A 12,626-nucleotide genomic window follows, 5' to 3' on the forward strand; every position below is an offset into this window, starting at 1 on the left:
ATGATTGACCTTGATATTGCACTTGCAGGATTTTCACGCGGCGCCATATTGCTGCTCGTCTTCATCGGCGTCGCGGTTACCTGCTTCCTGATCGCATCGGGGCTGGCCTATCGCCGGACGGTAAGGCAGCGGCTGGCGGTAGCCGGCGACCATGGCGCGGTCTCCGGACAGTCGCTTCGCTCGCTCGGCGCGGAGACCGCCTGGCTCCAGCTCATCAAGGCAATCGAGAAGCGCGGCCTGTCCTTGTCCGATACCAGCGCGGTCCTGCGCGACCGGTTGATCGCGGCGGGCTATATGCACCCTGCGGCCCCGCGGCTGTTCACGCTGATCCGGCTCGTCATGACGCTCGCGCTGCCGACAGCCTTCGTCCTGTTCAGCTACGGGGCGGGCAATGCCCCCTCGCTGGTCAAGCTCTACCTGATCGGCGCGGGGCTTGGGCTCGCCGGGCTCTATTTCCCGAACCTCTGGATTGCGTCGCGCGCTGCGCGCCGGCAGCGCGACATATTGAACGGCTTCCCCGATGCGCTCGATCTGATGCTGGTCTGCGTCGAGGCGGGCCTCGGGCTGGAGGCGGCGTTCAACCGAGTCGGCTCGGAAATGACGCGCTCGCATCCTCTGGTCGCCGATCTGCTGGCGGGGCTGTCGCTCGAACTGCGCGCCGGCCGTAGCCGCGAACAGGCGCTGCACCGCATGGCCGAACGCACCGGGCTCGAAGAATTCCGGTCGTTTGCGAGCCTGATCGTCCAGTCGGACCGGTTCGGCGTGAGCATCGGCCAGGCGCTGCGCGTCTACGCCTCCTCGATGCGCGAGCGTCGGCGGATGCGGGCTGAGGAGAAGGCGCACCGCCTGCCGGTGCTGCTGTCGATCCCGCTCGTGGCCTGCATGCTGCCCGCCATAATCGGTGTGCTCATGCTGCCGGCGGTGATCAGGGTAATGCGGACGATGATGCCCGCGCTAGGGGGGTGATGATGCGTATCCCGACGATATTGGCGACCTTGGCCCTGTGCTCCTGCGCGAGCGGAGGTCGCTCGCTCGGTAAGCTGGAGGTGCGGCCGGCCTCGATCGCCGCTCCGATGGAGCAAAGCGATGTCTATGCCGGCGCGAAACGCCAGCTTGCGCTCGGCAATTTCGCGCTGGCGGTCGATGGCTTTCGCAAGGCGATCCGGGTGGATCCGCAATCGGCGGCCGCCTATAACGGCCTCGCGGTCGCTTATGACCGGATCGGCCGCACCGATCTCAGCCTTGGCTTTTATGAGCAGGCGCTGGCGCTGGCGCCCCGCGATGCCGACATCCTGCACAATCTTGCCCTGTCGCTGGCGGCGCGGGGCAAGGCGCCGGTCGCGCAGGCCAGCGCCTCCCCGACCGCCGCGCTCGCCGCCGGCATGCGTCTCGAGCGCATATCCACGCGTGAGATCGCGCTGATCACCAAGGGGGTCGGCAACGGCTGGGAGGCCGTCGATGCCGATGACGCGCCACGCCTCGCCATCGCCGATCGGCCGGTCCTCGCCAGGTCGCGCAATGGCGCCCTCGACATCGCATTGGAACCGCTGGCGGCCAAGGTGGCCAAGTCCGTCAAGGTGGCCGCGACGCCCTCCGTGTCCGTCACGGTGCTCAATGCCGTCGGCACGCGCGGGCTGGCGCGTCGGATGAGCAGGTTCCTGGGCGCCAAGGGCTGGAACAGCGGCGCGATCGGCAATGCGCGCGCCCGGCCGATGGAGAGCGTGATGTTCCATGCCCCCCGGGATCGGCTCGCCGCGGTCGCGCTGGCGCGGACCCTGCCTTTCCCGTCGCGGCTCGTCGTCATGCCGACGGCGCCGCACATGATCCTGTTCGTCGGGCGCAACGCCCTGCCGTTCGACCAGCGCCTGCGCTCGGCGCAGATGTCATGATGGCTTCGATCCGGCATATCCTCTGCGGCGGCGCCGCGGTGCTGTTGTCGGTGGCGGCCATGCCGGCAGGCGCCGAGGCGCCGGTCGACCTGGATGCGCTCGAATCCGCGGTCGATGCGGGAAGGCTCACCCAGGCGCGGTTGATGATCGCGCGGGCGAACCTCGCTGCGCTGTCGGACCCGCGCGTCGACATGGTCATGGGCCGCTATTATCTCGCGCAGGGCCAGGATATGCTGGCGCTCGACCGGTTCGATCATGTGCTCGCCCTCGGCCCCTCGCCGCGCGCCGCCACCGGCGCCGGCATCATCGCCCTGCGGCTCAACCAGGTCGCCCGCGCCCGTGCCTATTTCGCGGCTGCGGTCGCGCAGGATCCGGCGAGCTGGCAGGCGTGGAACGGCCTCGGCATCGTCGCCGACGCCGGCCGCGCCTGGAGCGACGCCGAGGCCGCCTATGCCCGCGCGCTGGCGCTACGGCCGGACGATGCCGCCCTGCTGAACAACAAGGGCTATTCGCTGATGCTGCAGCGCCGCTTCGCCGAAGCGGCCGCCCTGTTGCGGCACGCCAGCCTGCTGGAACCGAACAACCCCCGGATCCGCACCAACTGCGAGATGGCGATGGCGCTTGGCGGAGACTATCCCGGGGCTGTCGGCGCCACCGGCGACGATCATGACAGCGCGCGCCGCCTCAACAATGCCGGCTATGCGGCATGGCTGAAGGGGGACCTGCCCGCCGCCCGCGCGCTGCTGGCCCGGGCCATCGAAGCGAACGCTTCCTATTACCGCCTGGCAGCCGCCAATCTGGAGACAGCCGAAAAGGACCTGGCGAAATGACCATTGCGCACAGCGGCATATTGCTCTTCGATCTTCTCCTGATCGCTGCTGCGCTGGATGATATGAAACGCCTGCAGGTATCCAACCTGCTGCCGCTCGCCATCGTCGGGGCCTTTGGCGTGCACCTGGTGCTGAACGGCGTGACCTGGCACATCTGGCAAAATCTGGCGGGCTTTGCCGCGATGCTGCTGGTCGGCGGGCTGCTGTTCGCACGGCGCGTCATCGGTGGAGGCGACGCCAAGTTGCTTGCGGCCGGCGCCTTGTGGTTCGATTTCCATGGGCTGGCCATCTGGCTGCCGGCGGTCGGGATCATCGGCGGGCTGACCGCGATCATCCTGTTCATCGTCCGCGGGATGCTTCCCGTTCAGGCCGTCGCCGAGGGCGGCTGGATCGCGCTGCAGCGCCGCGGTCCGATTCCCTACGCCGTCCCGATCTGCCTGGCGGCGATCGCCACCGCGCATCTGGCGGGCACAAGCCCAAGCGTCGGGTAGCTTCCGCTATGGTTGCGGGACTGCGGCGGCGCGGTCGCGGGCGGTAGAGCCCATCGCCCTCAGCAGGACGGCGAGAAAGGCGACCAATATGAACCATGCGGGGGTGATGCCGACAAGGGCGGCCATGCCCCTGGAGACGAAGGGCAGGACATAGGCTGTCGCCAGAACGGCCTTGGACCAGGGGGCGAAGCCATCGCGCGATCCGGCCGCCGCCAGCCAGCATATCGGCACGATCAGCAGCACCAGGTCGTAATCCAGCGCATAGGGCGTGGCGAGTGCGCTGCACACGGCCAGAATCGACATCCTTGCCATGTCATCGCCGCCGCCGCGGCCGCTGCCGTTCCCGGCGATGCGCCACACGCGATAGACGATGGCGGCGCAGCCCAGCGTGACGATCAGCTGCGCCCCATAGCCGGCCGCGCCCGATCCCCCCATCAGCCTGACCAGCCCGAACAGGCTGATGACCTTGGGCCAGAGCGTTGACGTGTCCTCCGTCACGGTGCGGGCAAGAGCGGCGTTGGAGAAGAAGGCGTCCCACGCACCCGGGCCGAACATCAGGAGCGACAAGAGTGTCAGCAGGCCGGCCGAGGTGACCGCCCCCGCGATGACCTTCCACCGCCGCCCGGCGACCATCGCCACCGGAAACAACAGGGCGAGGTGGGGCTTGATGATGAAGCCGCCGAGCAGCATCCCCGCAAGGAAGGGGCGCGAGCCCAGGGTCAGTGCGGCACCACAGAAGAGCGATGCGGTGAGCGCCCCGCTCTGGCCGCCGGCGAGATTGATGAAGGCGGCCGGATAGGCGAGGACAGGCCACAGCGCGCCGGCGACGAGCTTCCGGGCCGTCAGCACATAGGCCGCGAAGCTGCCGGCCGCCCAGGCAAGATAGGCCCAGGCATAGGCCATCAGGCCGAGTGGAAAGATCAGCGCAAGGAACTGCGGCGGATACATGAACGGATAATAATGGCTTCCCAGCCCCTGGACCCGGGCCTGGGCGCCGCCATCATAGGCCGCCGCCGCACCCTGCGTGACCGCGATCTTCGCCGCGGCCCAGAAGCTGTAGAAGTCCGTGCCCCGTTCCACGCCGGGGATGATCCAGGCCCCGGAAGATATGATGAAGATCAGGACGAGGTTGGGCACATAGGCCAACACGAATATCTTCGCGTAACCGTCGGCCCGGGAGCGCCCGAACCATTTGGCGTCCCGTAATAGCGCGAGCCCCATGAGCCATGACTAACATGAGGAAGCGATGAAGCCAAGGAAGGGGGATAACTGCGCCACATGGGGATTGGGCGTGGAACGGCGGTAACCGATGGAAAGCTGCCGATCGGCTTTTTCATGCTCAAGTTGAGATGTTATCATCCATGCCGTAGCGCTTATAATGGTCGGAGGCGATCATCTGAGGACAGGGCCGGATTGGAAAATGAGGCGATTGCTCGGGATTATGATGCTGGTCGTTGGAATGGCCGGAATGGCACTGATGACGTATGCGATTTGGGCATGGTTCTTACTCAACATGATGACTTTTTGGGCAGGGCCGGTCTACACCTCGCTATTCATTTTCGTTGTACTTCTGATCGCTACAGCAGTTTTGGCGTTAACTGGCTGCAGGCTCTGTCGACAACCCGCCCGCATCACGGAGAAAAGCTGACAGCCCGAGCTCAGGATACCTATTTCGCTACCCGTAGCCGTCATGGAGTTGTTCCCGGCCGTTCGATGGGCAGCACAGGATATTGGGGAGTAGATGGAAAGCAGCGATTAAGCGGTCAGCCTGGCAATGAGAGCATTCACCCCGGCCTCGATGCCCCCCGCCATGTCGCCTTCGCGGAAACGGGGGACGATCTTCTGGGCCATGATGTGCCGGCATAAGATGTCGGGCAACTGCTTCTCCAGCCCATATCCGACAGCTATGCGAGCTTTCCGCTCCTTCGATGCGACGAGCAGCACGACACCGTCGTCATAACCCTTCCGACCGATGCCCCAACTGTTCGCCAGCCTTGTCGTAAAGGCGGCGACGTCATCCCCGTTGAGGGATTCGACCGTGACCACCACCATCTGATGTTGCGTAGCTTTTTCCAGTTTTTCCAGCTTCGCCGAGAGACGTGCCTCCTCTTGCCTCGTGAGAAGGTGCGCGGCGTCGGTCACCCGGCCTGCCAGCGGGACCGAGGGAGCGGCTCCCGCAACGAGCGCGTGAGACCGCGAGCCAGTCGCCTGTTCATCCGAATAGCCTGCCGTCAGCACCAAAAGGAGCGACGCAAGCGCCAATTTCATTCCTGCTTGCATCTTTCCATGCTGCGGCCGGCAGGTCAGTGCGTCAATCTCGGCATTTGGGATGGTAGTCAGCCATTCAGTCCAATCTGGCGGGGAAGGTCGGAAAGGGCGGTCAGGCGACCATCCGCCTTCGGACGGTATCTGCGCTAATTCGCCGCAAGGCCAAGCAGCCTCTCGGCTTCTCGCTTGGCTTCGGCGACGGTGCCATAGATGCCTGGCAGAGGGTCCACGCCATCATACAGGCAGGGATCATAGTCCGTCGTCCAGCGCCGATCCTCAACTTGTCCGACGCCGAACGCACGCTGTGTTTCGGGTGTCCAGTGCCAATGCCGATAGAGGCAAAATAGCCCATCCATGCGTCTCACGATAGCGACGCGCCCGTAGCCATCGGCCGACAGCAGAACGCTTTCTTCCTGAACGTCCATTCCTGGGAAGCTCGCACAGCAGGTCGAAGGTCCGCAAGGGGGGCGTTTCCCGCCGTTAGATCCGACACGCAGTATGATGCCCGGGAATGATCAGCAGACGTCGCTCGCCCATCTACGGAACGGGCTCGATCCGCTCATAATAGATGGTCCAGACGAGGCCCAGCCCAGTCATGAACAACCACGTCACCGTCGCAAGCGCCCATGCTTCGGCAACCGACAGGAAGATAAGCAGGAGCATGGCAGAGGCCAACAGGAGCCTGAAGTAGGATCGCGCAGGTCGCACCGTCCGCGTCTCTACAGCCCAACCCAGCGCACCAATGAAAAGGACAATGAGCACGGACGAGATCGATCGTGTTGAGAGCCCGCTGACGGCGAAGAAAGCTACTGTCATGCCGGCCCAGCGCATCCATTGCGCAACTGCAGGGCGATCGATGCGGTCCATCCTGCTTTCCTGTCATGCAATCAGGATGGCAGCAATGGGTCGCTTCCTGCCATCTTGAAAGTCCTCACCTCAGGCAGGAGGCTTCGACATATCCATGATCATGAACAGTGTGGAGCGATCGCATATATCGTGAGGACACCAAATCCCCCAGCGCGAGTGACCGTCCTCGAGGAAATAGAGTCGGAGAGACCTGTCGAGATACGAGTTTACGTCGAGGCGATAGCCGGTAAAATTTTGGGGGCCGTCCATACCGGCGAATGCAATCTCCTTCACGGCTTCAAGCTCGGCACCGCCGGCTGGCGAGAGATCAATCTTGGTGAAATAGGCTGCGCTTCCGAGAAGCGCCGGATCACTCCGCACCATCTGGGCGGGGATAAACACGGGAGCATAGGTGGTCGGTGGCGACCAAACCCAACCCTCCCTGGCTGCAATCACATATCCATAAGGCGTGCAGCTAAGCATGCCCCAGTCCGACAAAGGGGCGGGAAGGACGGTGACTGCTTTCGCGGGGGGCTCGATACACTCCCCTGGCGCGGCAAGCGCCGGTGAACTCAATGTTACGAAACCTAAGGCAGCGGCCAGGAAAGCCGCCGAAGAATAGGCACGGCATCGATTAAGCTGGTTGATATGGGCCTCCTCACCGCAATATCGGGCGCGGCTTCACCGATATGAGCGGACAGGGAGAGCAACGCAACGTCCGCTATCGGGTCGGGAGGGGCCATATGATCCGTTCTGGACGGGAACGACCGAGAAGGAGTGGGAAGCGGACTTTTGGTTGCTAGATTGCCCCGACGATTTGGCTGCCGCGAGAGCCACATCAAACCGGGAAGTCGGAACCGCATGATTGCTCTGTTCATCATCGGGTTTGGTATTCCGATCGGGACGTTCGGCTACATGGTCTATGTAGGGTTTGTCAGAAAGCGGCAGGCGTTCCGTGCGCTTGCTATAGCCGATGACGAGGCCGTGATATTGAGAATGCACGGCTCATCGATAGACGACAGATATAAAACGAGCGACGAACTCCAGCACTTCGTCGACCGTTTGCAATGGGCTTTGGGCAACATTGGCGAGGTTCGAGAGGTGAGCATTGCTGATGGCGCGGCTACCGTCACCGTCTTTGGCGAGAGCGCCGAGGCGATATACTCAGAAGTCCGGAAGGTGCTGCGACATGCCTCTCTTGCAAGAAATGCGTCGGTTGTTCTTCGATACGGCCCGCCCGGCAGCCGTGAGCGGCGAACCCACATGGCGAATTGATCAAGTATAATCCCCTCGGAAGCCACTGGCTGGGGACGTCCGCAATGGGTCGATTCCTGCTGTTCAATCCGATCGGGATGAGAATGGCCGGGAAATTACAGGGACAATTTCCTAATTGAGCGCCATGCTCGACGGATATCAGGCGATCGCGACGATCGCCCGCGAGTTCTACTTTACATGTAGGATCTGAGTTGCTGGGATCGAGCGACGCGCGGGCGGACTATGTGTGCCGTAGCGGATCATTCTCATGACCAGATATAGGGGGCTGCTGCCGGTTCGAACGGCGGATGTCCGGCCGTTGCGTGGTGCTCGATCGTATCGGGAAGTGCAGTCCGAATGCGAAAACTCAAAAAAAACGCGCGAACAACCCCATGCACCCGGCATAGATGCGAATCGATCGCAACTGGCGGATGGAACGAGGCAGCACGGCCGGCCGAGCGATCTATGCGTGAAAGGATGAAATGGTGGAGCCGTGGGGGATCGAACCCCAGACCTCTGCAATGCCATCGCAGCGCTCTCCCAGCTGAGCTACGGCCCCATGCCATGTCGATCCACGCCGGTTGGGCCCGGCGGCGGAGCGCGCCCTTTATGTCAGCTTGGCAGGACCTGCAAGGGCCCTTTTAGCATGAGGCGCAGCTTTTCGGTGAAATGAGGGGCCGGAACGTCCCCGCGGGGGCGTTCCGGCCTCAGGCCTCAGTTCTCGTCGTCGTCGTCGGCCGTGTTCAGGCCGATGTCGTCGTCGCCGCCCAGGTCGACATCGTCGTCCGGGTTGGTCTCGGCTTCCTCGTCGATGTCCAGATCGTCCTCGGACAGGTCGGTATCGGCGGTTTCGACCTCGACTTCCTTCTTCGGGGCGTCGAACGGCAGCGGCTGCTTGGACTTCAGCACGGGATCGGGCTCCCAGGCCGCACCGCACTCGATGCAGGTCACGGGATTGTCCTTTTCGAGATCGTAAAAGCGGGTGCCGCATTTCGGGCAGGTCCGCTTGGTGCCCCATTCAGGTTTCACCACGGTACAGAAACTCCAGTCGAAAAATGAGGAAAACTTAAGCGCCGTTCGAGTCATCGGACAGCCGAAACGCCGCGCGCCTTGCCATAGCGGAACGCCGCTGTCAAAAGCCGCGCCCTATGCATGGCTCCGCCCCCAAACCCGCAAGCTTTTCCGCGCCCGGTCCGCTGCGGGGCGTGGTGGGCGTTCCCGGCGACAAGTCGATCTCGCACCGCGCCCTGATGCTGTCGGCGCTGGCGGTCGGCGAAAGCCGGGTGGAAGGGCTGCTGACCGGCGAAGACGTGCTGGCTACGGCCGCCGCCCTGCGCGCCATGGGCGCGCATATCGTGCAGGAGCCCGATGGCAGCTGGCGCATCCACGGCGTCGGCGTCGGCGGGCTGCTCCAACCCGAGAGCGCGCTCGACATGGGCAATTCGGGCACCTCGACGCGGCTGCTGATGGGGCTGGTTGCCAGCCATGCGATCACCGCCACCTTCACCGGCGACGCCTCGCTGTCGAAGCGGCCGATGAACCGGGTGATCGAGCCGCTGTCGCTGATGGGTGCTGATATCACCGCTTCGCCGGGCGGGCGGTTGCCGCTGATGCTGCGCGGGCTCTGTCCGGCTGTGCCGATCGAATATCGCCTGCCGGTCGCCTCGGCGCAGGTGAAGTCGGCGGTGCTGCTCGCCGGCCTGAACGCACCGGGCGTCACCTGCGTGATCGAGCCGGTGCCGACCCGCGACCATAGCGAGCGGATGCTGCAGGGTTTCGGCGCGGAGCTTTCGGTGGAGCAGGACGGCGCCACCCGGATCATCTCGATTCGCGGCGAGGCCGAGCTTCGCCCGCAGCATATCGTCGTGCCCGGCGATCCGTCCTCGGCGGCCTTCCCGGTGGTGGCGGCGCTGCTGGTGCCCGGATCGGAGGTGACGGTCACCAATGTCGGCCTCAATCCCACCCGCGCGGCGCTGTTCGACGTGCTGCGGATGATGGGCGGTGACATCGCCTTCACCAACCGGCGCGAGGTCGGCGGCGAGCCGGTCGCCGACATCGTCGTGCGCCATTCGACGCTTTGGGGCATGGAGACGCCGATCGAGACCGTCGCGGCGATGGTCGACGAATATCCGATCCTGTTCGTCGCGGCGGCGCTGGCCGAGGGCCGTACGATCGCGCGCGGGCTCGAGGAGCTGCGGGTCAAGGAGTCGGACCGGATCGCGGTGATGGCCGAAGGGCTGCGCGCGATCGGCGCCCGAGTCGAGGAGCTTGAGGACGGGCTGGTCATCGACGGCACCGGCGGCGACCCGCTGCCCGGCGGCGCGACCATCGCCGCGCGACTCGATCACCGCATCGCGATGAGCTTCGCGATCGCCGGGCTGGTGTCGCGGGCACCCGTCGTCATCGACGACATGTCGCCGGTCGCGACCAGCTTCCCCGGCTTCGCCGCGCTGATGCGCGCGCTGGGGGTCGAGACGGCATGATCGTCGCGGTCGACGGTCCGGCCGCCTCGGGCAAGGGCACGATAGCCAGGGCGCTCGCCCGCCATTACGGCCTGCCGCATCTCGATACGGGCATGTTGTATCGCGCCGTTGGCATGGCGGTGATGCGCGCCGGGGGCGATCCCGCCGACGCCCAGGATGCGCTGCGCGCCTGCGATTTCGATCCGGCGCTGATGGGCGATCCGGCGCTGAAGACCGAGGCTGCGGGCAAGGCGGCCTCGCTGGTGTCGGTCCATCCGCAGGTCCGCGAGGCGCTGCTCGATCGCCAGCGCGGCTTCGCCGCCCAGCCGGGCGGCGCGGTGCTGGACGGCCGCGATATCGGCACGGTCATCGCGCCCGATGCCGACGCCAAGCTGTTCGTGACCGCCAGCGCCAGGGTCCGCGCCGAGCGCCGCCACCGCGAACTCGAGTCGATGGGCGCGGGGATCGGCTTCGATGCGGTGATGGCCGACATCCTCGCACGCGACGAGCGCGACATGGGGCGGTCCGCGGCACCGTTGCGGCAAGCCGCGGATGCCGACTTGCTCGATACCAGCGATTTGGGTATAGACGCGGCCGTCCAACGGGCGATTGCGCTTGTGGAAGGCCGAACGGCAGACCGCTAAAAAGAGGTCGCTGAAGCAGGCGTGTCAGGGGGTCGGCGGATAGCCGATCTCTTGCCGCGCCTTTCTGCTTTGTCGGGTAGCCTGCCGCGAGCGCGATGGTTCGAAGGATGCCATTGGGGCATTCGGCCCCTGTGGCGGTTCTGGCCCCAAGACCTCCGGAGACAACCGGATGGCCGGAAACTATCGAATAGGAACTCTAACTTTATGGCCACTGCGGCAAACCCGACTCGCGACGACTTCGCGGCTCTCCTGAATCAAACGCTTGGCGGCGAAAACGAAGGCTTCGAAGGCCGCGTCGTCAAGGGCACCGTCACCGCGATCGAAAACGACATGGCCGTCATCGACGTCGGCCTCAAGTCGGAAGGCCGCGTGGCGCTCCGCGAGTTCGCGGCTCCCGGCCAGAAAGCCGATCTCAAGGTCGGCGATGAAGTCGAGGTCTATGTCGACCGCGTCGAGAACGTCCATGGCGAAGCGATGCTCAGCCGCGACCGCGCCCGCCGCGAAGCCGCCTGGGACAAGCTCGAAGCCGAATTCTCCACGACCAGCCGCGTCGAGGGCGTGATCTTCGGCCGCGTCAAGGGCGGCTTCACGGTCGACCTCAACGGCGCCGTCGCCTTCCTGCCCGGATCGCAGGTCGACATCCGTCCCGTGCGCGATGTCACCCCGCTGATGGACATCCCGCAGCCCTTCCAGATCCTCAAGATGGATCGCCGCCGCGGCAACATCGTCGTGTCGCGCCGCGCCGTCCTCGAAGAGACCCGCGCCGAGCAGCGCTCGGGCCTGATCCAGTCGCTCGCCGAAGGCCAGGTGATCGAGGGTGTCGTCAAGAACATCACCGATTATGGTGCGTTCGTCGACCTGGGCGGCATCGACGGCCTGCTCCATGTCACCGATCTCAGCTACAAGCGCGTTGGCCATCCGAACGAGATGATCAACATCGGCGATGTCGTGAAGGTGCAGATCATCCGCATCAACAAGGACACGCAGCGCATCTCGCTCGGCATGAAGCAGCTCGAGAATGATCCGTGGGAAGGCGCCGCGGCGAAATATCCGATCGGCGGCAAGTTCACCGGCCGGGTCACCAACATCACCGAATATGGCGCCTTCGTGGAGCTGGAAGCGGGGATCGAGGGTCTCGTCCACGTGTCCGAGATGTCCTGGACCAAGAAGAACGTCCACCCCGGCAAGATCGTCTCGACCAGCCAGGAAGTCGACGTCGTCATCCTCGAGGTCGACGCCGACAAGCGCCGCATCTCGCTCGGCCTGAAGCAGGCGATCAACAACCCGTGGGAGAGCTTCGCCGAAGCGCATCCGGTGGGCTCGACCGTCGAGGGCGAAGTCAAGAACGCGACCGAGTTCGGCCTGTTCATCGGGCTCGACAATGATGTCGACGGCATGGTCCACATGTCCGACATCGCCTGGGGCGTCTCGGGTGAGGAAGCGCTGGCGCTTCACCACAAGGGCGAAACCGTCAAGGCGATCGTGCTCGACATCGATCCCGAGAAGGAGCGCATCTCGCTCGGCATCAAGCAGCTCGAGCGTGGCGGTGTCTCCTCCGCGCCGGCCGGCGACGGCGCCAAGCTCAGCAAGAGCGCGATCGTCACGGTCACCGTCATGGCGATCACCGACGGCGGCCTCGAAGTGCAGGCCGGCGAAGATGGCGTGGTTGGCTTCATCAAGCGCAGCGACCTCGGCCGCGACCGCGACGAGCAACGGCCGGAGCGTTTCCAGGTCGGCCAGAAGTTTGACGCGATGGTGAGCGGTTTCGACCGTTCGAAGAAGCCGACCTTCTCGGTCAAGGCGATGCAGATCGCCGAAGAGAAGCAGGCCGTCGCGCAGTACGGTTCGTCCGACTCGGGTGCGTCGCTCGGCGACATCCTGGGCGAAGCGCTCAAGGCGCGCCAGGGCAGCTAAAATCAGCTCGGGGCGCCGTGCGGCGTCT

At 64.8% G+C, this 12,626-nt stretch carries 14 protein-coding genes and 1 tRNA gene; 8 read left to right on the forward strand and 7 right to left on the reverse strand.

The genetic code is table 11. From position 1 onward, the window contains the following. From AC1DQK_RS16275 to AC1DQK_RS16290, 4 genes are read left to right on the forward strand one after another with little or no spacing between them, the layout of a single operon-like run. Nucleotides 1-966, forward strand: a complete 966-nt coding sequence (locus AC1DQK_RS16275) for a type II secretion system F family protein (RefSeq protein ID WP_477872391.1) — start codon at nucleotides 1-3, stop codon at nucleotides 964-966. Continuing rightward, nucleotides 966-1,889 carry a LytR C-terminal domain-containing protein gene (locus AC1DQK_RS16280; RefSeq protein ID WP_477872393.1) on the forward strand — a complete coding sequence of 308 codons (924 nt, stop codon included), beginning with the start codon at nucleotides 966-968 and terminating at the stop codon, nucleotides 1,887-1,889. Before AC1DQK_RS16275 ends, AC1DQK_RS16280 begins: the two co-directional genes overlap by 1 nt. Then, on the forward strand, nucleotides 1,886-2,719 hold the full coding sequence (locus AC1DQK_RS16285; protein WP_477872395.1) for a tetratricopeptide repeat protein: 834 nt from the start codon (nucleotides 1,886-1,888) through the stop codon (nucleotides 2,717-2,719). The genes AC1DQK_RS16280 and AC1DQK_RS16285 overlap by 4 nt, the downstream gene beginning before the upstream one ends. Further along, nucleotides 2,716-3,210 carry an A24 family peptidase gene (locus tag AC1DQK_RS16290; protein ID WP_477872397.1) on the forward strand — a complete coding sequence of 165 codons (495 nt, stop codon included), beginning with the start codon at nucleotides 2,716-2,718 and terminating at the stop codon, nucleotides 3,208-3,210. Before AC1DQK_RS16285 ends, AC1DQK_RS16290 begins: the two co-directional genes overlap by 4 nt. Before the next feature lie 6 nt (nucleotides 3,211-3,216). Here the strand turns inward: AC1DQK_RS16290 and AC1DQK_RS16295 are convergent, their stop codons facing one another. The 5 genes from AC1DQK_RS16295 to AC1DQK_RS16315 all read right to left on the reverse strand — a co-directional run bounded on the left by AC1DQK_RS16295 (nucleotide 3,217) and on the right by AC1DQK_RS16315 (nucleotide 6,807). Beyond that, entirely contained in the window at nucleotides 3,217-4,431 is a 1,215-nt protein-coding gene (locus tag AC1DQK_RS16295) for a glycosyltransferase family 87 protein (RefSeq protein WP_477872399.1), read from the reverse strand. A gap of 534 nt (nucleotides 4,432-4,965) precedes the next feature. Beyond that, nucleotides 4,966-5,490 (reverse strand): TPM domain-containing protein, encoded by a 525-nt coding sequence (locus tag AC1DQK_RS16300; RefSeq protein WP_477872401.1) that lies wholly within the window; start codon nucleotides 5,488-5,490, stop codon nucleotides 4,966-4,968. Nucleotides 5,491-5,624: 134 nt separating this feature from the next. Then, on the reverse strand, nucleotides 5,625-5,903 hold the full coding sequence (locus tag AC1DQK_RS16305) for a hypothetical protein (protein ID WP_477872403.1): 279 nt from the start codon (nucleotides 5,901-5,903) through the stop codon (nucleotides 5,625-5,627). A 112-nt stretch (nucleotides 5,904-6,015) separates the two neighbouring features. After that, nucleotides 6,016-6,345, reverse strand: coding sequence for a hypothetical protein (locus tag AC1DQK_RS16310; RefSeq protein WP_477872405.1), 330 nt, complete (start codon nucleotides 6,343-6,345; stop codon nucleotides 6,016-6,018). A 69-nt stretch (nucleotides 6,346-6,414) separates the two neighbouring features. Continuing rightward, nucleotides 6,415-6,807 (reverse strand): hypothetical protein, encoded by a 393-nt coding sequence (locus AC1DQK_RS16315; RefSeq protein ID WP_477872407.1) that lies wholly within the window; start codon nucleotides 6,805-6,807, stop codon nucleotides 6,415-6,417. A gap of 378 nt (nucleotides 6,808-7,185) precedes the next feature. Between AC1DQK_RS16315 and AC1DQK_RS16320 the strand changes: the two genes are divergently transcribed. Beyond that, nucleotides 7,186-7,599, forward strand: coding sequence for a hypothetical protein (locus tag AC1DQK_RS16320; RefSeq protein ID WP_477872409.1), 414 nt, complete (start codon nucleotides 7,186-7,188; stop codon nucleotides 7,597-7,599). A 462-nt stretch (nucleotides 7,600-8,061) separates the two neighbouring features. Here the strand turns inward: AC1DQK_RS16320 and AC1DQK_RS16325 are convergent. Together AC1DQK_RS16325 and AC1DQK_RS16330 are read right to left on the reverse strand one after the other, a co-directional pair. After that, nucleotides 8,062-8,137 (reverse strand) — tRNA-Ala (locus AC1DQK_RS16325). A gap of 155 nt (nucleotides 8,138-8,292) precedes the next feature. After that, on the reverse strand, nucleotides 8,293-8,610 hold the full coding sequence (locus tag AC1DQK_RS16330) for a TIGR02300 family protein (RefSeq protein WP_477872411.1): 318 nt from the start codon (nucleotides 8,608-8,610) through the stop codon (nucleotides 8,293-8,295). Nucleotides 8,611-8,726: 116 nt separating this feature from the next. Here AC1DQK_RS16330 and aroA point away from each other — a divergent pair, with 116 nt between their 5' ends. The 3 genes from aroA (at nucleotide 8,727) to rpsA (ending at nucleotide 12,598) form a co-directional block, all read left to right on the forward strand. Further along, on the forward strand, nucleotides 8,727-10,061 hold the full coding sequence (aroA, locus tag AC1DQK_RS16335; protein WP_477872413.1) for a 3-phosphoshikimate 1-carboxyvinyltransferase: 1,335 nt from the start codon (nucleotides 8,727-8,729) through the stop codon (nucleotides 10,059-10,061). Continuing rightward, the gene (locus tag AC1DQK_RS16340) at nucleotides 10,058-10,684 is read left to right on the forward strand and encodes a (d)CMP kinase (protein WP_477872415.1); all 627 of its coding nucleotides are present in this window, start codon (nucleotides 10,058-10,060) and stop codon (nucleotides 10,682-10,684) included. The genes aroA and AC1DQK_RS16340 overlap by 4 nt, the downstream gene beginning before the upstream one ends. A gap of 204 nt (nucleotides 10,685-10,888) precedes the next feature. Further along, nucleotides 10,889-12,598 (forward strand): 30S ribosomal protein S1, encoded by a 1,710-nt coding sequence (gene rpsA / locus AC1DQK_RS16345; protein WP_477872417.1) that lies wholly within the window; start codon nucleotides 10,889-10,891, stop codon nucleotides 12,596-12,598. The last annotated feature ends 28 nt before the right edge of the window (nucleotides 12,599-12,626 follow it).

This window comes from Rhizorhabdus sp. P4_G5, from assembly GCF_056401065.1.

Excerpts from the sequence above, each read along its gene's own strand:
- AC1DQK_RS16300 (WP_477872401.1), bottom strand. The coding sequence starts at position 5,490 with ATGCAAGCAGGAATGAAATTGGCGCTTGCGTCGCTCCTTTTGGTGCTG.
- AC1DQK_RS16275 (WP_477872391.1), top strand. The coding sequence starts at position 1 with ATGATTGACCTTGATATTGCACTTGCAGGATTTTCACGCGGCGCCATA.
- AC1DQK_RS16310 (WP_477872405.1), bottom strand. The coding sequence starts at position 6,345 with ATGGACCGCATCGATCGCCCTGCAGTTGCGCAATGGATGCGCTGGGCC.
- AC1DQK_RS16340 (WP_477872415.1), top strand. The coding sequence starts at position 10,058 with ATGATCGTCGCGGTCGACGGTCCGGCCGCCTCGGGCAAGGGCACGATA.
- AC1DQK_RS16290 (WP_477872397.1), top strand. The coding sequence starts at position 2,716 with ATGACCATTGCGCACAGCGGCATATTGCTCTTCGATCTTCTCCTGATC.
- AC1DQK_RS16305 (WP_477872403.1), bottom strand. The coding sequence starts at position 5,903 with ATGGACGTTCAGGAAGAAAGCGTTCTGCTGTCGGCCGATGGCTACGGG.
- AC1DQK_RS16315 (WP_477872407.1), bottom strand. The coding sequence starts at position 6,807 with ATGCTTAGCTGCACGCCTTATGGATATGTGATTGCAGCCAGGGAGGGT.
- AC1DQK_RS16280 (WP_477872393.1), top strand. The coding sequence starts at position 966 with ATGATGCGTATCCCGACGATATTGGCGACCTTGGCCCTGTGCTCCTGC.
- aroA (WP_477872413.1), top strand. The coding sequence starts at position 8,727 with ATGCATGGCTCCGCCCCCAAACCCGCAAGCTTTTCCGCGCCCGGTCCG.
- AC1DQK_RS16295 (WP_477872399.1), bottom strand. The coding sequence starts at position 4,431 with ATGGGGCTCGCGCTATTACGGGACGCCAAATGGTTCGGGCGCTCCCGG.
- AC1DQK_RS16320 (WP_477872409.1), top strand. The coding sequence starts at position 7,186 with ATGATTGCTCTGTTCATCATCGGGTTTGGTATTCCGATCGGGACGTTC.
- rpsA (WP_477872417.1), top strand. The coding sequence starts at position 10,889 with ATGGCCACTGCGGCAAACCCGACTCGCGACGACTTCGCGGCTCTCCTG.
- AC1DQK_RS16285 (WP_477872395.1), top strand. The coding sequence starts at position 1,886 with ATGATGGCTTCGATCCGGCATATCCTCTGCGGCGGCGCCGCGGTGCTG.